The following is an 18,849-nucleotide window of genomic DNA, read 5'->3' as shown; positions in this document are numbered from 1 at the left end:
AATGGTCCTCCGAAAGGGAATTCCCCCACCTGAACCCGAGGCCAGATTCATGAGCGTTATCGATCTTCGCAGCGACACGGTCACCCAACCTTCCGCCGCCATGCTGGATGCCATGGCCAGCGCGCCTACCGGCGACGATGTGTATGGCGAGGATCCGACGGTCAACCGCCTGGAAGCCGAACTGGCCGGACGCCTGGGCTTCGCTGCGGGGTTGTTCGTGCCCAGTGGCACCATGAGTAACCTGCTGGGGTTGATGGCCCATTGCGAGCGCGGTGATGAATACATCGTCGGCCAACAGGCCCACACCTATAAATACGAAGGGGGTGGGGCGGCGGTGCTCGGTTCGATCCAGCCCCAGCCCCTTGAAGTGCAGGCGGACGGCTCCCTGGATCTGGCGCAGGTGGCGGCAGCCATCAAGCCCGACGACTTCCACTTCGCTCGCACCCGCCTGTTGGCTTTGGAAAATACCATGCAGGGCAAGGTCCTGCCGCTGGATTACCTGGCCCGTGCCCGGCGTTTCACCCAGGAGCATGGACTGGCCCTGCACCTGGACGGCGCGCGGCTCTATAACGCCGCTGTGAAGCTCAACGTCGATGCCCGGGAGATTACCCGGCATTTCGACTCTGTCTCGGTGTGCCTGTCCAAAGGCCTCGGCGCCCCGGTAGGCTCGGTGCTATGCGGCACCGACGAGCTGATCGGCAAGGCCCGGCGTCTGCGCAAGATGGTCGGCGGCGGCATGCGCCAGGCCGGGATCCTGGCGGCGGCGGGGCTGTATGCGCTGGATCATCAAGTCCCTCGCCTGGCCGATGACCACGCCAATGCCCAGCGGTTGGCCGACGGTTTGCGTGGGGCGGGCTACGAGGTAGAGCCGGTGCAGACCAATATGGTCTATGTGCAGATGGGCGAGCGGGCCGAGGCGATCAAGGCGTTTGCCGCTGAGCGTGGTATCCGGCTCAGCGCGGCGTCACGTTTGCGGATGGTGACGCATATGGACGTCAGCGCCGGGCAAATCGACCAAGTGGTTGCCACTTTCGTCGAATTTTCCGGCAACTGATCGCCCAGGTGGCCCAATTGACAGTTTCTATCGCATAACACGCTGTACCCCAAGCGCAGGGCCGATATAATGCGGCCCTTTGCCGTTGCTTCGTCTGTCGACGTTTGCACAGGCCTTTGGCCGCAGCCTCCGTGGAAGAACCTAATGAAAAGCGCAGAAATCCGTGAAGCCTTCCTTCGCTTCTTCGAAGAGCAAGGCCACACCCGAGTAGCCTCCAGCTCTTTGATTCCGGGCAACGACCCGACCCTGCTGTTCACCAACGCGGGGATGAACCAGTTCAAGGACTGCTTCCTGGGCCAGGAAAAACGTGCCTACACCCGTGCGGTGAGCAGCCAGAAGTGCGTGCGTGCCGGCGGCAAGCACAACGACCTGGAAAACGTCGGCTATACCGCTCGTCACCACACCTTCTTCGAAATGCTGGGTAACTTCAGCTTCGGCGACTATTTCAAGCGCGACGCCATCACCTTTGCCTGGACCTTCCTGACCTCCGAAAAGTGGCTGAACCTGCCCAAGGAAAAGCTCTGGGTCACGGTCTACGCCACCGATGACGAGGCCTATGACATCTGGACCAAAGAGGTCGGTGTCCCGCCTGAGCGCATGGTGCGTATCGGCGACAACAAGGGCGCGCCTTACGCCTCCGACAACTTCTGGACCATGGGCGACACCGGCCCGTGCGGCCCTTGCACCGAAATCTTCTACGATCACGGCGCCGACATCTGGGGCGGCCCACCCGGTTCGCCGGAAGAGGATGGCGATCGCTACATCGAGATCTGGAACAACGTGTTCATGCAGTTCAACCGCACCGCCGACGGCGTGTTGCATCCGCTGCCGGCGCCATCGGTGGATACCGGCATGGGCCTGGAGCGGATCAGTGCGGTCTTGCAGCACGTTCACTCCAACTATGAAATCGACCTGTTCCAAAGCCTGCTGAGCGCTTCGGCTCAGGCCATCGGTTGCACCAACGACAACCAGGCATCGCTGAAAGTGGTCGCCGACCACATCCGCTCCTGCGGCTTCCTGGTCGCCGATGGCGTGCTGCCATCCAACGAAGGTCGTGGCTATGTGCTGCGCCGGATCATCCGTCGCGCCTGTCGCCACGGCAACAAGCTGGGCGCAAAGGGCAGCTTCTTCTATCAGATCGTCGCGGCCCTGGTCGCCGAGATGGGCGATGCCTTCCCGGAACTCAAATCCCAGCAGGCGCACATCGAGCGCGTGCTCAAGGCGGAAGAAGAACAATTCGCCAAGACCCTGGAACAAGGCCTGAAAATCCTCGAGCAGGACCTGGCAGAGCTCAAGGGCAACGTGGTTCCGGGCGACGTGGTGTTCAAGTTGTACGACACCTATGGCTTCCCAATGGACCTGACCGGCGACATCGCCCGTGAGCGTAACCTGACCCTGGATGAGGAAGGTTTCGAGCGCGAGATGGAAGCCCAGCGGGAACGCGCACGCTCCGCCAGCGCCTTTGGCATGGACTACAACAGCCTGGTCAAGGTCGATGTGGCCACCGAATTCACCGGCTACGCGGGCACCACCGGCTCGGCCAAGATCGTTGCCATCTATAAGGATGGGCAATCGGTCGACATCTTGAGCGAAGGCCAGGAAGGCGTGATCGTGCTGGACACGACGCCGTTCTATGCCGAGTCCGGCGGCCAGATCGGCGATAGCGGCTACCTGCAGGCCGGCAACTCGCGTTTCGACGTGCGGGACACCACCAAGACCGGTGGCGCATTCCTGCACCACGGCGTGCTGGCCTCGGGCAGCCTGATGGTTGCCGCCCCGGTGGCAGCCCACGTCGATGCCGAGGTGCGTCACGCCACGTCGTTGAATCACTCCGCCACGCACCTGCTGCACGCAGCGTTGCGCCAGGTGCTGGGTGAGCACGTTCAGCAGAAAGGCTCGTTGGTAGACAGTCAGCGCCTGCGCTTCGACTTCAGCCACTTCGAAGCCATCAAGCCTGAGCAGCTCAAGGCACTGGAGGACATCGTCAACGCCGAGATTCGCAAGAACTCCCCGGTGGAAACCGAAGAAACCGACATCGACACCGCCAAGAAGAAAGGCGCGATGGCGTTGTTCGGCGAGAAGTACGGCGACAGCGTGCGCGTGCTGAGCATGGGTGATTTCTCCGTGGAGCTGTGCGGTGGTATTCATGCCAACCGGACTGGCGACATCGGCCTGATGAAGATCATCAGCGAGGGGGGCGTGGCGTCGGGCGTACGGCGTATCGAAGCGGTCACCGGCGCTGCCGCGCTGGCGTACCTCAACGCCGCCGAAGAACAACTCAAGGAAGCGGCGAGCCTGATCAAGGGTAGTCGTGACAACCTGATCGACAAGCTGTCGGCTGTGCTGGAGCGCAACCGCCTGCTGGAAAAACAGCTGGAGCAGCTTCAGGCCAAGGCCGCCAGTGCTGCGGGTGACGATCTGTCGGCCCAGGCCGTGGATGTCAAGGGCGTGAAGGTCCTGGCCGCGCGCCTGGATGGCCAGGATGGCAAGTCGCTGCTGGCGCTGGTCGATCAACTGAAAAACAAACTCGGCCGCGCAGTGATCCTGCTCGGCAGTGTCCATGAGGAAAAGGTCGTTCTCGTCGCAGGCGTGACCAAGGACCTGACCGGCCAACTCAAAGCCGGTGATTTGATGAAGCAGGCCGCTGCGGCAGTGGGCGGCAAGGGCGGTGGTCGTCCGGACATGGCGCAAGGCGGCGGTACCGATGCCGGCGCGCTGGACGCGGCACTGGCCCAGACCGTTGCATTTGTAGAGCAGGGTATTTAAGGCGGTGCTTCGGGCTCGCGGTCTAGTCGCGGGCCCGACCGCCGTAGTAACTATTGGGCGCCCTTCACGGGCAGAGGCGGCTTTGAAATGGCTTTGATCGTACAGAAATTTGGAGGCACCTCGGTCGGCACTGTCGAGAGAATCGAACAAGTCGCCGACAAGGTTAAGAAATTCCGTGATGCGGGCGATGACCTGGTGGTTGTGCTGTCGGCAATGAGCGGCGAAACCAACCGTCTGATCGATCTGGCCAAGCAAATCAGCGGCGAACAGCAGCCGGTTCCCCGCGAACTGGACGTGATCGTTTCCACTGGCGAGCAGGTGACCATCGCCTTGCTGGCCATGGCGCTGATCAAGCGTGGTGTACCGGCGGTATCGTACACCGGCAACCAGGTTCGTATCCTGACGGACAGCGCGCACAACAAGGCGCGTATCCTGCAGATCGACGACCAGAAGATTCGCGGCGACCTGAAAGCCGGTCGCGTCGTGGTGGTCGCCGGTTTCCAGGGTGTGGACGAACACGGCAACATCACCACCCTCGGCCGTGGCGGCTCGGACACTACCGGCGTTGCGCTGGCGGCGGCCCTCAAGGCTGACGAGTGCCAGATCTACACCGACGTGGACGGTGTCTACACCACTGATCCACGGGTGGTTCCCGTGGCTCAGCGCCTGGACAAGATCACCTTCGAAGAGATGCTGGAAATGGCCAGCCTCGGCTCGAAAGTGCTGCAGATCCGGGCGGTCGAATTCGCCGGCAAGTACAACGTTCCGCTGCGCGTCCTGCACAGCTTCAAAGAGGGTCCGGGCACCCTCATTACTATCGATGAAGAGGAATCCATGGAACAGCCGATCATTTCCGGCATCGCCTTCAACCGCGATGAAGCCAAGCTGACCATCCGTGGCGTGCCAGACACCCCCGGCGTGGCGTTCAAGATTCTCGGCCCGATCAGTGCCGCGAACATCGAAGTCGACATGATCGTGCAGAATGTTTCGCACGATAACACCACCGACTTCACCTTCACCGTACACCGCAACGACTACCAGGCCGCTGAAGCCGTCCTGAAGAAAACTGCCTCCGAAATCGGTGCCCGGGAAGTCGTGGGTGACACCAAGATCGCCAAGGTCTCAATCGTCGGCGTCGGCATGCGCTCCCACGCAGGCGTGGCCAGCCGGATGTTCGAATCCCTGGCCAAGGAAAGCATCAACATCCAGATGATCTCGACCTCGGAAATCAAGGTTTCCGTGGTGATCGAAGAGAAATACCTGGAACTGGCCGTGCGCGCCCTGCATACGGCCTTCGAACTTGATGCAGCCGCCCGCCAGGGCGAGTAAGACGTTGTTCAAGAGGGCGCGGCTTGGCCGCGCCCTTTGTTTTTTGAATGGTGCGTTTCAAAACTGTTCTTTTGCCCGCGCTGGTCAATACTTAGGCCTGTAGGCAGCGACCGTTTTGGTTGTAGGCCCAATGCCCTTTTTTTGCAGACTGTTGTCCCTGAACTGAATTGCGTGAGGAGAAAGGTATGTTGATTCTGACTCGTCGGTGCGCGGAGAGCCTGATTATTGGCGATGGCGAAATCACCGTGACCGTGCTCGGCGTCAAAGGAAACCAGGTTCGTATCGGCGTCAACGCCCCGAAAGAGGTTGCGGTGCACCGAGAGGAAATTTACCTGCGTATCAAGAAAGAGAAGGACGACGAACCAAGCCATTAATTTTTATCGATTTTTATGTTTGCAAACGGGGAGGAAGGTGGTTAATATACGCCCCGTGTTGCGGAGAGCTGGCCGAGTGGCCGAAGGCGCTCCCCTGCTAAGGGAGTACACCTCAAAAGGGTGTCGGGGGTTCGAATCCCCCGTTCTCCGCCATTATTCATGTAGTGCGTTGAATTTGGCTTGTTCGGTAAGTTATTGAAATTACTGGAAAAAGCGCTTTACAAAACGATTTGACGACCTATAATGCGCGGCAACAAATGCACTCGTAGCTCAGCTGGATAGAGTACTCGGCTACGAACCGAGCGGTCACAGGTTCGAATCCTGTCGAGTGCACCATTTAAGAGTCGTTTGCAGTAATGCAAATAACTTGGCTTCAACCAGTTGTGATCTGGTATAAAACCACAAACCTGCACTCGTAGCTCAGCTGGATAGAGTACTCGGCTACGAACCGAGCGGTCACAGGTTCGAATCCTGTCGAGTGCACCATACAACAAAAAGCCCGCGTTTAACGCGGGCTTTTTGCTATCTACGATTTGCCTTTCACGCATCCATTCTCATCGAACACAATCTCGGCGCTGCGGCCTTTCTTCGCTTTGTAGGTGTACCGAGTGCTCGCATTGCGGATCTTGATCGAGTCGGGTTTGCCCAGGGCGCTCTGCACATCCTGCTGGCTCATCCCGGTGATAATCCGTTTGTCCATGATTGCTTCGCGGCGCTGCCTGGCGCTGATCTGATTCCCGCAGCGGTCTTCGAACTGGCCGACCACGGTCGGTTCCCTGCGCGTGATCTTGTTGCCTGACGTTTGCCGGTGCTCGGCTTCGGGCAGCATTGATTCGGTAGTCGACTCGATACTGCCCGGGCTATAGGGGTGGACTCGTTGCAACGACAAGTCTTCCCCCGGTCCGCAGCTCATGGTGGTAAAGGTGATATGCCCCGTGCGGTCTTCGCAGCGATGAACGATGTGTTCGGCGGCCCACGAAGGCGAGCAGCACAGGGTGGCGAGCAGCGGTAAATAACGGTTGGCCAGCATTCGAGCGTCGTCCTTGACGTAGAAAGATGGGGGAGTCGCTAAGCCGGCCAACCTGTGGGAGCAGGTTCGTGACTTGGCTGATTGACTTCAGGGTAGCCGCTGCATTTATACTCAGGGGTGTGTTTTCTTTTCAGAATGAGTCGTCGTAGTTCCATGGTTCAGCCTATGTTCAGGTTTCTCTCGCAAGCGCTTGTTCTTGCCATGATTTTTTAACGTTTTAAAACGCCAAGCGGTGTATGATTGCGCCCGTCAGCCCCGCCGGGGCTTTGGAATATCTCCATGGACTTACCCAGTAGTTACTCAATACCGCGTTTTACCAATCATGAATTGACCGATTGATCCTTCCGGCGTGCCCACTGCTGGGAGTGGAGTTCGCCTATGACCGAAGTAGAAGTAAAGAAAACACAGGAAAGCCTTCAGGACCGTCTCGCTCAAGTCGTTGAGCTGCTGCATCGCCAGCGGGTCGTCGAAGACCTGACGCATCGTCAGGAAGGTCCGCATCACGACCGGGTCGAGAACCTGGTTCACCGGCAGAACCTCGTCGAGCTGCAACGCAAGCTCGATGACCTGCACTCCGCCGACGTCGCCTACATCCTCGAAGCCTTGCCGCTGGAAGAGCGTCTGACAGTCTGGCAACTGGTCCAGGCCGATCGCGACGGTGACATCCTGCTCGAAGTGTCCGACTCGGTTCGCGAAACCCTGATCGCCGACATGGATGATCACGAGCTGCTGGCGGCCGCCAAGGAAATGGACGCCGACGAACTGGCGGACCTTGCCCCCGAACTGCCGCGGGACGTTGTCCACGAGTTGATGGAATCCCTCGATGCCCAGCAGCGTGAGCGGGTACGTTCGGCGCTGTCCTATGATGAGGAGCAGGTCGGTGCGCTGATGGACTTCGAGATGGTGACGATCCGTGAGGACGTCAGTCTTGAAGTGGTATTGCGCTACCTGCGCCGCCTCAAAGAGCTGCCGGGTCACACCGATAAGTTGTTTGTCGTCGATTATGACGGTGTGCTCAAGGGGGTGTTGCCGATCAAGCGGTTGCTCGTCAACGATCCGGAAAAGCAGGTGGCCGAGGTCATGGCCAGCGACCCGGTGAGTTTCCAGCCGGACGAAGACGCCTACGATGCGGCCCAGGCGTTCGAACGTTATGACTTGATTTCCGCGCCGGTGGTCGATAAGAACGGCAAGTTGATCGGCCGTCTGACCATCGATGAAATGGTCGACCTCATTCGTGAAGAGAGTGAAAACGAAGTCCTCAGCATGGCCGGTCTGCGGGAAGAGGAAGACATCTTCGCCTCGGTCTGGAAATCCCTGCGCAACCGTTGGGCGTGGCTGGCGATCAACCTGATCACGGCATTTGTCGCGTCCCGGGTCATCGGTTTGTTCGAGGGCTCCATCGAGAAGCTGGTGGCATTGGCGGCGTTGATGCCCATCGTGGCTGGTATCGGAGGCAATTCCGGCAACCAGACCATCACCATGATTGTGCGCGCCATGGCGCTGGACCAGGTCAGTACGGGTAATACGTCGCGCCTGATGCGCAAGGAACTGGCCGTGGCATTGATCAATGGCGTGCTATGGGGAGGTGTAATCGGCGTGGTGGCGTATCTGCTTTATGGCAGCTGGTCGCTGGGCGTCGTGATGACTGCCGCAATGACGCTCAATCTGCTGTTGGCGGCCTTGATGGGCGTCTTGATTCCCATGACGCTGGCCCGGTTGGGCCGCGATCCCGCCATGGGAGCCAGTGTAATGATTACGGCCATGACCGACAGTGGCGGTTTCTTTATCTTCCTGGGGTTGGCGACGATTTTCCTGCTCTGACCCATTCCGTAGCGAGGGCTCGCTTGCGTTGTGTCGTAGCCGTCCTCGCTCTCAGGTTTTCTAATCATTCGATTTTTGTGCTCGATTCGCCGCCCAGCGAGCCAGTTCCTTCTCCATAAAAAGACCAAAAAAAAGCCAGCACTAGGCTGGCTTGGGTGTTCCGGTTGCGATCAGGACGCGTCTGCGGTCATTTCTACATCGTGGGCAATCAGCGAAACGAGGGCGTTCTGCTGGCGATGGGAGAGTTGTCGGAATCGCTGAAGCAGCTCACGCTCATGCAAAGACAGCTCGGGGCTGTCCAGGCGCATGCTCAGTTCTTCACCCAACGCGCCTTCCTGAATGAGGCTTTGCTCAAGGCGCGCGATGATTTCAGAGTTCATGCTGCGATGATGATTGCGAGCCACCTCGGCAATGCGTTCCCGCATTCCGTCGGGCAAACGTACGACGAACTTGTCAGCCGTACGGCTGGAATAAATTGCCTGTTTCAATGGGCGCATATATTTAACCGGTTAGTTCAGGGGAGCGGTTCTTGGGATTGGCCGCAGGATGTCGATAGGACAAGCGCTGTTGCCAAATGTTCAACCTGAATTGTTAAGAGGCCCGCATCATGCCTCAAAATGGCCAGATCATTGGCGCCAATTCTGTGACAAATTCTGATCCGGGTAAAGGCGTTATGCCAGTACCCCTCATCAAAAAATGCGGACTGGTTTGAAAAAACCAACAGGTCCGCATGTTGTGACCACTGCATCGTGTCTATGTGCCATACCGTCCGGCGGATAACCGGAGCGGCGGACATAGGGCCCGTGCTGTCCTTGTTTTGTATAGGATAGTGGCAAACTGCCGAATTGGGACGATAAAAGGCCGGAGGCGGATGAGCGGTGTGGGGGAATGCCGCCTTGGCTCGTCGAGGCGGCGGGCTGTACCATTTGCCTACACTTAAAAAGCCATGCGCAACATGACAAACGCAAGGCTGCCCGTTAACATGCTCGCCGTTCATCGCGTCATGCTTCTCGTGATCACCTGTGTCTCAGTAGCTCAATTGGATAGAGCATCCCCCTCCTAAGGGGAAGGTTGGCAGTTCGAACCTGCCCTGGGACACCATTTATATCAGCAGGTCGGGTATCGACGACCTGCCTCCCACCAGCGCATTGCCCCCTTCTCGTATCTCCCGGATCGATTGGCTTTTTTGTGTAGCCGATCCCCTACGCTCGGTTTCTCCCATACGTTGCCCTTAACGGAACGCCATCTGCTGCCGATAACCCGATGAGCCCGGTTGTCTCCAACGTTTCGGCTCGCAATGTGCGTCACGACACAGCCAGGCCAAGCGGTTGCTGAAATCTCTTGTACGTTGCCGGCTGGTGGCTATCATCTGCGCGCCTCGGGGCTGTGACACGGCGTTTCGTTGTTATGCCATTGGGTTATTTTCTTACTTGCCTGGACATCCTCGATGCTGGCGTACCACCAAAAAAGTTTTCTGATCGTCGATGATTTCTCGGATTTCCGCAGTTCCATCCGATCGATGTTGCGTGAGCTGGGCGTCAAGGACGTAGACACCGCCGACACCGGTGAAGTCGCGCTGCGCATGTGTTCGCAGAAGCGCTATGACTTCATCCTGCAGGATTATCACCTGGGCGACGGCCGCAAGAACGGCCAGCAGGTGCTGGAAGACCTGATGGTCGAGAAGCTGATCAGCCATGAAAGCGTGTTCCTCATGGTGACCGCCGAGACCAGTCAGGCCATGGTGCTCAGTGCGCTGGAGCACGAGCCCGATGCGTACCTGACCAAACCCTTCAACCGCTCAGGCCTGGCCCAGCGGCTGGAGCGGTTGGAGCAGCGCAAGACCCTGCTCAAGCCAATCCTCCAGGCCCTGGATCGTGGCAAGCCGCTGGAAGTGCTCAATGCCTGTATTGCCCTGTGTAAACAGGATCCGCGCTACGGGCCGTTGTGCCTGCGTTATCGGGCCGATGCATTGCGCGACTTGAATCAGAACGAAGCCCTGGAGCGTCTGTACAACACCATCCTGGCGGACCGCCCGTTGCCCTGGGCCTATGCGGGCCTGGGCAAGTTGCTGTTCAAGCGCGGCCAGGTAGGCCAGGCCAAGGCGGTCTATGAAAAAGCCCTGAAGACGTTCCCGATGATGCCGGCCTTGTATGACGGCATGGCCGATGTGCTGGTGGCCGAGGGTGACACGAAGCAGGCGCAGAGCGTGCTGGAGGAGGCGGTTCGCCTGTCGCCGCTGGCGGTCCGTCGGCAATCCTTGCTGGGCAAGCTGGCGATGACCAACGAAGACTACGATACCGCCTCCAGGGCTTATCGCCAGGCGGTCGGGCAGGGCGCGCAGTCGCGCTTCAAGGACCCGGAAAGCAACCTGGGCCTGGCCCATGCGCTGATCAGCAAGGGCAGCGAGAAAGGCCTGGATACCCGCACGCGGCTCGAAATCAACACCACGCTGAGTGCGGTGGCCAAGGAAAACCTCAACGATCCGGGACTGCAGGTGCGGGCGCGGCTGATGAAAGCCACCAGCCTGTTGCTCAACGACGCCGAAACCGCGGAAAAACTCACCGAACAGGCCTTGCAGCGCCTCGACGGCATGGAGCAGTTCATGAGCGCCGAAGCCGCGCTGCTGGTAGCCAAGCAGCTACAGATGCTCGGCCAGACCAGCGCCGGCGAATCGATGCTCAAGAACTGCGCGGAAATCTACGGCGATGATCCTGTGGTGATGCAAGGCATCGCCAAGCTCACCGACGACCCGAACATCCTCAACCAGGGCAACGCCGCTGCCGAACTGAACCGCGAAGGCGTGCGTGTCTACAAGACCGGCGCGCTGCCGGAGGCGCGAGAGCTGTTCCGCCGTGCCCTGAAGATGCAACCCAAGAACATCAGTATTGCCCTGAACATGGCGCAGTCCCTGCTGCATGGCACCGATACCAGCGTGGAATCGGAGCTGTTGGAGGAATGTCGCGCCTGCCTGAAACTGGTGGGCATGATGCCCGATACCGATGCGCGTTATGCGCGTTATCAGAAACTGCGAAGCAAGGCATTTGGCGATGAATGACAGCGAACAGGCACTCGATTTTTCCACGGTGATCGCATCGACCGTGCACGACATGAAGAACTCCCTGACCTTGCTCATGCAGGCCCATACCCAGTGGCTCGAACGTCTGCCCGAGCCATCCCGGCAGACCTCGGAGCAGGGTGTGATGGAGTTCGAATTCGCCCGCCTCAACGGGCTGCTGGTGCAGTTGCTGGGGCTGTACAAGCTGGGTGTCAATCAGTTGCCGTTGCACCCCGACTACCACGAACTGGATGATTTCATCGAGGCGCAACTGGCCGGTCACCAGGACGTGTTCCGCAGTCGCGCAATCATGGCCACCTATGAGGTCGATCCGCTGACACCCCTGGGTTTTTTCGATCGCGAGCTCATCGCTTCGGTGCTCGACAACATCATCAACAATGCGATTCGCCACGCGCGCCAGGCGCTGTTGATCAGCGTGAGCGACGAGGCCGGCCAATTGGTGCTCACCATCAATGACGATGGCGAAGGCTATCCATCCGAAATGATCGAGCGCCAGGCCGAATACGTTCAGGGCATCAACCACAGCAGCGGCAGCACCGGACTGGGCCTGTACTTCGCCGCACGGATCGCCGGACTGCATCAGCGCGGCGGTGTATGTGGGCGTACCGAAATTGCCAATGGCGGTGTGCTGGGGGGCGGGGTGTTCAGGATTTATCTGCCTTGAAAAAATAACCCTGGCCCACACAGAACCCCTGTGGGAGCGAGCCTGCTCGCGATAGCGGTGGATCAGTCAGCCAAGAATTGTCTGACCCGACGCTATCGCGAGCTGGCTTGCTCCCACAGTGTATTTCAGGCTGGCTTGTTTATTGTTTTGGAGTGCTTGATATTCCGAACAGCCGAAGCCTATTTTGTACGGGTTGCCGTTCGCGGCTCGCACATAACAAGGAATGCGTCATGACGACCGATGGCCAGCGTTCACTCGCGCAGCGATTGACGGGCATTGATGAGATTGAATGTGTCACGCCGGATCTCAATGGCGTACCACGGGGCAAGGTGATGACCGCCGCGGGTTTCCTGGAAGGGCGGCGGTTGCAGATGGCCCGAGGCGTGCTGCTGCAATGCATCATGGGCGGCTACCCGCCGGCGCGCTTCTACGGCAGCGACGACGGCGACCTGGCGTTGGTGCCCGACTCGAAGCAGATCCACCGTCTGCCTTGGAGTGAACATCCTCGAGCCCTGGCGATTTGCGACGCCGATGAGTTGACTGGCGAAAGCTCCCGGCTCTCGACGCGTGGCCAGCTCAAGGCAGTGATCGCCCGGTATGCCGCCCTGGGCCTGGCACCGGTGGTGGCGACGGAGCTGGAATTCTTCGTGTTCGCACCCAACCCGGACCCGACCCGGCCGTTCCTGCCCCCGGTGGGCCTGGATGGACGGCGCGAAGATGGCCATTCGGCGTTCAGCATCAGTTCCAATAACGGCCTGCGACCGTTTTTCAGCGAAGTCTATAAATGCATGGCCGCGTTGGGGCTGCCTCGCGATACCTTCATGCATGAAATGGGCGTGAGTCAGTTCGAGATCAATCTGCTTCATGGCGACGCATTGCTGTTGGCCGACCAGACATTCCTGTTCAAACACTTGCTCAAGGAAGTGGCCCTCAAGCACGGTGTGACCGTGGTGTGCATGGCCAAGCCCCTGGCTCACACACCAGGCAGCTCGATGCATATTCACCAGAGCGTGGTCGAGCTGGACAGCGGCCGCAATGTGTTCAGCGATGAGGCAGGGGAGCCGACGGCGGTGTTCCGGCACTTTATTGGCGGGCAACAGGCTGGCATGGCGGATTTCACGGCGCTGTTCGCGCCCAACGTCAATTCCTACCAGCGCCTGTGCCACCCGTTCGCATCGCCGAACAATGCCTGCTGGTCCAACGACAACCGGTCTGCCGGGTTGCGAATCCCCGCCAGCTCGCCGGTGGCCCGTCGGGTCGAGAACCGCTTGCCGGGGGCCGATGCCAACCCTTACCTGGCGATTGCCGCCAGCCTGGCGGCCGGTCTTCATGGCATCGAAAACCGGCTGGAGCCGAGCGCCGCGATACAGGGTGAGTTCCAGGTGCCGGACAATCTCTCCCTGCCATGTACCTTGCATGCCGCTCTGGAGCGTCTGAAGCGTAGTCCTCTGGCGAAGGAACTGTTCGGTACGGAGTTCATCGAAGGTTACATCGCTTCGAAAACCCTTGAACTGACCAGTTTCCTCGATGAAATCACGCCCTGGGAACGGCGCGTGCTAGGAGCACAGGTCTAACGAACTGTCGCATTTGGGCTATCCATAGGTAGCCCTTACCCACCTCAAGGAGCCGCTCGGAACGCCGATGCGCCAAATCTGGAAACCTTTTCGAGCGCTTTATTTCGCTTCGCTGATGATGCTCATCGGCTCGGGCCTGCTGAGTACCTACCTGGCCTTGCGCCTGGCTGCCGATCACGTAGACAGCCTGTGGGTCGGCGCGCTGATGGCGGCCAACTATTTCGGCCTGGTACTGGGCGGCAAGATCGGCCATCGGCTGATTGCCCGCGTCGGGCACATCCGCGCCTATTCGGCTTGCGCCGGGCTGGTCGGCGCTGCGGTGCTGGGCCATGGTCTGGTGGATTGGTTGCCGGCCTGGATCGTACTGCGGGTGATCGTCGGCCTGGGCATGATGTGCCAGTACATGGTCATCGAAAGCTGGCTCAACGAGCAGGCCGAGGCCAGCCAGCGCGGCGTGGTGTTCAGCGGTTATATGATCGCGTCGTACCTGGGGCTGGTGCTGGGGCAACTGATTCTGGTCATGCATCCCTCCCTGGGGCTCGAGCTGCTGATGCTGGTGGCGCTGTGTTTCGCCCTGTGCCTGGTGCCGGTGGCGCTGACCCGGCGGATCCACCCGGCGCCGCTGCGTCCTGCGCCGATGGAGCCACGCTTCTTCATCAAGCGCGTACCGCAATCGTTGAGCACGGTGTTGGGTTCCGGATTGATTGCCGGCTCGTTCTATGGCCTGGCGCCCCTGTACGCGTCCCAGCAAGGGTTGTCCACGGAGCAGGTGGGCTTGTTCATGGGCAGCTGCATTTTTGCCGGGCTGTTGGTGCAATGGCCGTTGGGTTGGTTGTCCGACCGTTATGACCGGGCGTTGCTGATCCGCTGTTTCGCACTATTCCTGGCGGTTTGCGCACTGCCGCTGGCGATTCTGCCCCAGGTGCCGCTGGAAGTGCTGTTCGTCGCCGGATTCCTCTGCTCGTTGGTTCAGTTCTGCCTGTACCCACTGGCGGTGGCGTTTTCCAATGACCACGTCGAAGGCGATCGCCGGGTGTCATTGACGGCAATGTTGTTGGTGACCTATGGCATCGGCGCCAGTATCGGGCCACTGGTGGCCGGTGTGCTGATGAAGTCGTTTGGCAGCCACATGCTGTATGCCTTCTTCGCGTTCTTTGCATTGATCCTGGTGTGGCGCATCCGGCCGAAAGCCGTGACCAACCTGCATCAGGTCGACGATGCACCGCTGCACCACGTGGCGATGCCGGACAGCATGTCGAGCTCGCCCCTGGTCGCGTGCCTTGATCCGCGGGTGGACGAACAGGTGGTGCAGGAGCAGATGCAGACTCCTATGGAGGAACAGGTCGCTGAAACGCCGGTCAAGGAGCCGCTCAAGTAGACCGTGGTGTTCTCATTGCAAGCAGGCTCGCTCCCTCAGGGATTGGTGGTGGGCCCGGTGGGTGCGAGCCCTGCTCGTAATGAGGCCGGCCCAAACGCGGTAGCACTCGGATCTAAACGGCAAAAAAACGGGCAGTCCCCTGTGGAGGCTGCCCGTTTTTTTATGCCCGGCTGATCAGAGGTCGTCTTTATCGAAACGGCGGGCTTCGCGCTGTAACTGATAGACGAAGCGCTCGACCTGCCGTTGCACCAGGCCACTGATGTTGTGGAAGCGCACGCCGGCGAAGGTGGTGTTGATCCTTTCTTCGAAATGCAGGTAACGCAGTTCGACCGGCGCGGTCATGTTGCCGAAGGGCAGGGCCGCAATGAAGCGCTCATAGACTTGGCCCAATTGCAGGCGTGCGGTGATGTCGCCATCGAAACGCAGCTTGCAGCCGGTCGCGGAAATATCCAACAGCTTGCCAACTACCGGTGACTTGAGCTTTTCGCCACCCAATTCAACGTCCACCAGTTGCGCCAGTTTCAAGGCGGCGCGGAAGGCATTGCGACGCTGGTGGTAGACCACTTCCTCGGGCAGCGCGCCGCGATAGCAGCGGCCGTCACTGGAGTCATCAATGGTCAACGGGCCATTGCTTTCCCAGGCAATGCGCACGCCGTCATGGAAGCCCTCGACCCGAAACGGCTCGCCTGCCAGTAGAAAACGCTCCCCGTCGCGCGGGATCATCTCGTCCAGGGCGAGGGCATTCTTCTCGCGATCGACATCGACCAGATAGCTCTGGAAGCGCTGGCTGCGTTCGTGGAAGGTGATGATCAGCGGATCATGGCTCTCTTGCAGCATCCTCAGGTTGCCGGAGATTTCCAGAGGTGTGGTGAGGACCTTGGGGGGCTGCGGAGCATCATCCGCGTTTGAGGCATTGAACACGAGGGTCAATCTCCAGGCTAAATACGACTACAAGTAGCCAGCATTTTGCCAGCATGTATCGCACGTTGATAGAGCACAGGCATCGTTCATTTCATGCCTGGCTGAGCGGGCGATGCTTGACCATTTTTGCGGTCGAGCCGCGAGCATCGTAAAGCGTCGGGATTTCGCCGCCATTGAGAATGCGAAGCTGGTTGGCGGTCGCCGCCTGCTGGACCTGGATCGACTGGCCGTTCCGGGCGTTGGCGGCCTGGCATTGGGCAAGCAGGTCATTGAGTGCCGCGCTTTGGGACAATAGTTGGTCGCCGATCGGCGACTGGCTGGCCAGTTGTTCCAGGCCGCCTTGATTGGCGGGCAGGTTGAGGCTGGCAAGAATCTCGCTGCGCTTGCGGCCATGCTGATCGAGCAAGATGATCAACGCCTGTTTCTGCGCCAGAATATTTTCCAGCAAAGGCATGTCGCGACCGTGCAGCGCCAGTGATTCGGTCTGCAGGAGTTCCAGTAATTGCTGTACTGGAACGAAGTCGTCGATGATCAGTTGCAATAAAGTAGTGTCGTGCATGGCTGGCCTTGGGTCTTAAGCGTCCAAAAGCCTGGCGCAGGCGGCGGCCTAGCGCTGGGCTTCGAAGTTGAGCAGTTTGCTGGCTACACGGTTGCTGTCGACTTTATAGCTGCCATTGGCGATTGCTGCTTTCAACGCGGCCACGCGGGCGTTGTCGACGACAGGTTGATCGCGCAGCTTGTCAGTGACCTTCTGCAACTGTTGAGCCTCATCGCTGAGGTGTACCGTCTCTCCATTCTTGACCGTGGCGGCCTGCTCGACCGGCGAGGATTTCTCGGTTTCCTTGCTGGCGCTGGTGCGCGTGGTGCCTGTCAGGGGTGAAGAGCTGTTTAAACGATTGAAGTCGATGACCATGGTAGAAAACCTCTGGGTATTTGGACGCTTGCCATGTTCTCGGCCATTCCCAAAAAAACTTTAGGCTCATTTATTCAATGAACGTGCGCACGTCTGCGCTTGCCTTGGCATAAGGCACAGTCTAGGGAACGGCGGGGGCTAGCGCCAGCTTTCTACCCGCTTCTACCGGATCGCTACATAGCCACTTCCACCTGGCCCGGGGCCATCACTTGCGCTTTAATCACGCGTTGGGAATTGAGGTTTTTCACCCGGATCTGTTCACGCATACCACCGTTGGACAGGGCCTCGCCCGGCATTCTCACGGCCAGGGTGCCGCTACGGGCAGTGATCACGACCTGGTCACCCTTGCGGACCACTTCGGCCTGTTCCAGATGCACGAGGGTTACCACTTGATCGGCTACCATTGGTCGGACAAGTTTCTGCCCGATGGCCTGGTCAACGGAAGTCAGGAAACCCTGGGTGATCTGGCTGACGTCTCGCTCGCGCAGCATGACGTCCTGGGGTTCGACGATGCCGGCGCGCTTGAGTGGGCGGGTAGTGGTGACGATTTCGCGATACAGGCGCACCTGGGCAGGCACGAACACCGTCCACGGGGCCGCGCTGTCGCAGCGAAGCTTGACCGTGACGCGACCCAGGGGCCTGGCCGGGCTTTCCAGTGAGGCAGTCAAATCCTTGTCGCACAGCGGCATGCGCAAGCGCGGGTCAAGCTGATTGACTTCGATTTCGTAACGGCCTTCGGTTTGACTGGAAGCCAGATAGTCTTCTACGGTGAATTCAAGAAAGCCCTGAGTGACGCCGATAAGGAGATCAGGCAAGGTAACCGAAGCATCGGCGAGGGCACGACCGCCCGAGGCGAACAGGCAGACAGCCAGCAGCGCACCTAGCCAATGGCGGCAATGAGTGGTCAGGCGTCGAGAAAATGTCGTTTGTGCGTTCATGCCGGTTGAATAGCAAGCCCCGTGCCGTTTAGTGATGAATGCGCGTCGGACACATTAGCGTTAGGTAGGAGTCAGGGCATGGCGGGAGTGATGGATTCGGTAAACCAGCGCACGCAGCTGGTCGGTCAGAATCGCCTGGAGCTGTTGTTGTTCCGTCTCGATGGCCAACAGTTGTATGGGATTAACGTGTTCAAGGTCCGTGAGGTGCTGCAATGCCCCAAGCTGACATTGATGCCCAAATCCAGTCCCGTCGTGTGCGGAGTGGCGAATATACGCGGAGCGACCATCCCGATTCTCGATCTGGCGATGGCCACCGGTTCCGGTGGGCTGCTGGATCAGAGCAATCCGTTTGTGATCATCACCGAGTACAACACCAAGACCCAGGGCTTCCTGGTGCGCTCGGTGGAACGCATCGTCAACATGAACTGGGAAGAGATCCATCCGCCACCCAAGGGCACCGGCCGCGATCACTACCTGACGGCGGTGACGCGGGTCGACAATCAGTTGGTGGAAATCATCGACGTGGAGAAAATTCTCGCCGAGGTGGCCCCGACTCCGGAAACCATTTCCGTGGGCGTGGTGGATGCCGAAACCCAGCACAAGGCGGTTTCGATGCGTGTGTTGACCGTCGATGACTCTTCGGTGGCACGCAAGCAGGTGACCCGGTGTCTGCAAACGGTCGGTGTCGAGGTGGTGGCGTTGAACGATGGGCGGCAGGCGCTGGATTACCTGCGCAACCTGGTCGATGAGGGCAAGAAGCCGGAAGAAGAGTTCCTGATGATGATTTCCGACATCGAGATGCCCGAGATGGATGGGTATACGCTGACGTCGGAAATCCGCGGCGATCCGCGCATGCAGAAGCTGCATATCATTCTGCATACCTCTTTATCCGGGGTTTTCAACCAGGCGATGGTCAAGAAAGTCGGCGCTGACGATTTTCTGGCCAAGTTCCGGCCCGATGACCTGGCTTCCCGGGTCGTCGACAGGATCAAGGCAGCAGAATAAAGGTCG

Annotated in this window: 16 protein-coding genes and 4 tRNA genes; 14 read left to right on the top strand and 6 right to left on the bottom strand. The window is 59.4% G+C overall.

Features of this window, described 5'->3' with window-relative positions; genetic code table 11:
* Positions 1–49 precede the first annotated feature (49 nt).
* The 7 genes from ltaE (at position 50) to LCU97_RS10185 (ending at position 6,009) form a co-directional block, all read left to right on the top strand.
* Positions 50–1,054: a low-specificity L-threonine aldolase gene (gene ltaE, locus LCU97_RS10215; RefSeq protein WP_232776300.1), complete on the top strand. Its 1,005-nt coding sequence runs from the start codon at positions 50–52 to the stop codon at positions 1,052–1,054.
* A gap of 144 nt (positions 1,055–1,198) precedes the next feature.
* Positions 1,199–3,820, top strand: a complete 2,622-nt coding sequence (gene alaS, locus LCU97_RS10210; protein ID WP_232776298.1) for an alanine--tRNA ligase — start codon at positions 1,199–1,201, stop codon at positions 3,818–3,820.
* Between the two features lie 87 nt (positions 3,821–3,907).
* On the top strand, positions 3,908–5,149 hold the full coding sequence (locus tag LCU97_RS10205; protein WP_053147246.1) for an aspartate kinase: 1,242 nt from the start codon (positions 3,908–3,910) through the stop codon (positions 5,147–5,149).
* A gap of 185 nt (positions 5,150–5,334) precedes the next feature.
* The gene (csrA, locus tag LCU97_RS10200; protein WP_003178872.1) at positions 5,335–5,523 is read left to right on the top strand and encodes a carbon storage regulator CsrA; all 189 of its coding nucleotides are present in this window, start codon (positions 5,335–5,337) and stop codon (positions 5,521–5,523) included.
* A 62-nt stretch (positions 5,524–5,585) separates the two neighbouring features.
* Positions 5,586–5,676 (top strand) — tRNA-Ser (locus LCU97_RS10195).
* A 106-nt stretch (positions 5,677–5,782) separates the two neighbouring features.
* A tRNA-Arg gene (locus tag LCU97_RS10190) sits at positions 5,783–5,859 on the top strand.
* Between the two features lie 73 nt (positions 5,860–5,932).
* Positions 5,933–6,009, top strand: a tRNA-Arg gene (locus tag LCU97_RS10185).
* 40 nt (positions 6,010–6,049) lie between these two features.
* Here the strand turns inward: LCU97_RS10185 and LCU97_RS10180 are convergent.
* Positions 6,050–6,553 (bottom strand): cell envelope protein SmpA, encoded by a 504-nt coding sequence (locus tag LCU97_RS10180; protein WP_053147248.1) that lies wholly within the window; start codon positions 6,551–6,553, stop codon positions 6,050–6,052.
* Between the two features lie 378 nt (positions 6,554–6,931).
* On the opposite strand from LCU97_RS10180, the gene mgtE reads away from it, so the two are divergent.
* Positions 6,932–8,374 carry a magnesium transporter gene (gene mgtE, locus LCU97_RS10175; protein ID WP_053147250.1) on the top strand — a complete coding sequence of 481 codons (1,443 nt, stop codon included), beginning with the start codon at positions 6,932–6,934 and terminating at the stop codon, positions 8,372–8,374.
* 170 nt (positions 8,375–8,544) lie between these two features.
* Here the strand turns inward: mgtE and LCU97_RS10170 are convergent, their stop codons facing one another.
* A complete protein-coding gene (locus LCU97_RS10170) occupies positions 8,545–8,871 on the bottom strand; it encodes an Arc family DNA-binding protein (RefSeq protein ID WP_053147252.1) in 327 nt (108 codons plus the stop codon).
* A gap of 527 nt (positions 8,872–9,398) precedes the next feature.
* On the opposite strand from LCU97_RS10170, the gene LCU97_RS10165 reads away from it, so the two are divergent.
* The 5 genes from LCU97_RS10165 (at position 9,399) to LCU97_RS10145 (ending at position 15,066) form a co-directional block, all read left to right on the top strand.
* Positions 9,399–9,475: transfer RNA gene (locus LCU97_RS10165), tRNA-Arg, on the top strand.
* Positions 9,476–9,821: 346 nt separating this feature from the next.
* On the top strand, positions 9,822–11,429 hold the full coding sequence (locus LCU97_RS10160) for a tetratricopeptide repeat-containing response regulator (protein ID WP_053147254.1): 1,608 nt from the start codon (positions 9,822–9,824) through the stop codon (positions 11,427–11,429).
* Positions 11,422–12,114, top strand: coding sequence for a sensor histidine kinase (locus LCU97_RS10155; RefSeq protein ID WP_053147255.1), 693 nt, complete (start codon positions 11,422–11,424; stop codon positions 12,112–12,114). The genes LCU97_RS10160 and LCU97_RS10155 overlap by 8 nt, the downstream gene beginning before the upstream one ends.
* A gap of 332 nt (positions 12,115–12,446) precedes the next feature.
* Complete coding sequence (locus LCU97_RS10150; protein WP_232776544.1) at positions 12,447–13,688, top strand: glutamine synthetase family protein; 1,242 nt, start codon at positions 12,447–12,449, stop codon at positions 13,686–13,688.
* Positions 13,689–13,755: 67 nt separating this feature from the next.
* On the top strand, positions 13,756–15,066 hold the full coding sequence (locus LCU97_RS10145; RefSeq protein ID WP_232776296.1) for an MFS transporter: 1,311 nt from the start codon (positions 13,756–13,758) through the stop codon (positions 15,064–15,066).
* Between the two features lie 174 nt (positions 15,067–15,240).
* On the opposite strand, the gene LCU97_RS10140 is transcribed toward LCU97_RS10145, so the two are convergent.
* The 4 genes from LCU97_RS10140 to flgA all read right to left on the bottom strand — a co-directional run bounded on the left by LCU97_RS10140 (position 15,241) and on the right by flgA (position 17,838).
* Complete coding sequence (locus tag LCU97_RS10140) at positions 15,241–15,987, bottom strand: flagellar brake protein (protein ID WP_232776295.1); 747 nt, start codon at positions 15,985–15,987, stop codon at positions 15,241–15,243.
* Positions 15,988–16,078: 91 nt separating this feature from the next.
* A complete protein-coding gene (locus LCU97_RS10135) occupies positions 16,079–16,546 on the bottom strand; it encodes a flagella synthesis protein FlgN (RefSeq protein ID WP_053147263.1) in 468 nt (155 codons plus the stop codon).
* 48 nt (positions 16,547–16,594) lie between these two features.
* A complete protein-coding gene (flgM, locus tag LCU97_RS10130; protein ID WP_232776293.1) occupies positions 16,595–16,900 on the bottom strand; it encodes a flagellar biosynthesis anti-sigma factor FlgM in 306 nt (101 codons plus the stop codon).
* A gap of 173 nt (positions 16,901–17,073) precedes the next feature.
* On the bottom strand, positions 17,074–17,838 hold the full coding sequence (gene flgA / locus LCU97_RS10125) for a flagellar basal body P-ring formation chaperone FlgA (protein WP_053147266.1): 765 nt from the start codon (positions 17,836–17,838) through the stop codon (positions 17,074–17,076).
* A 78-nt stretch (positions 17,839–17,916) separates the two neighbouring features.
* Between flgA and LCU97_RS10120 the strand changes: the two genes are divergently transcribed.
* Positions 17,917–18,843 (top strand): chemotaxis protein CheV, encoded by a 927-nt coding sequence (locus tag LCU97_RS10120; protein ID WP_053147268.1) that lies wholly within the window; start codon positions 17,917–17,919, stop codon positions 18,841–18,843.
* Positions 18,844–18,849: the final 6 nt, after the last annotated feature.

It is taken from the genome of Pseudomonas uvaldensis (genome assembly GCF_021271205.1).
Lineage (GTDB): Bacteria > Pseudomonadota > Gammaproteobacteria > Pseudomonadales > Pseudomonadaceae > Aquipseudomonas > Aquipseudomonas uvaldensis.
This window is presented reverse-complemented; position numbering and strand designations above follow the sequence as displayed.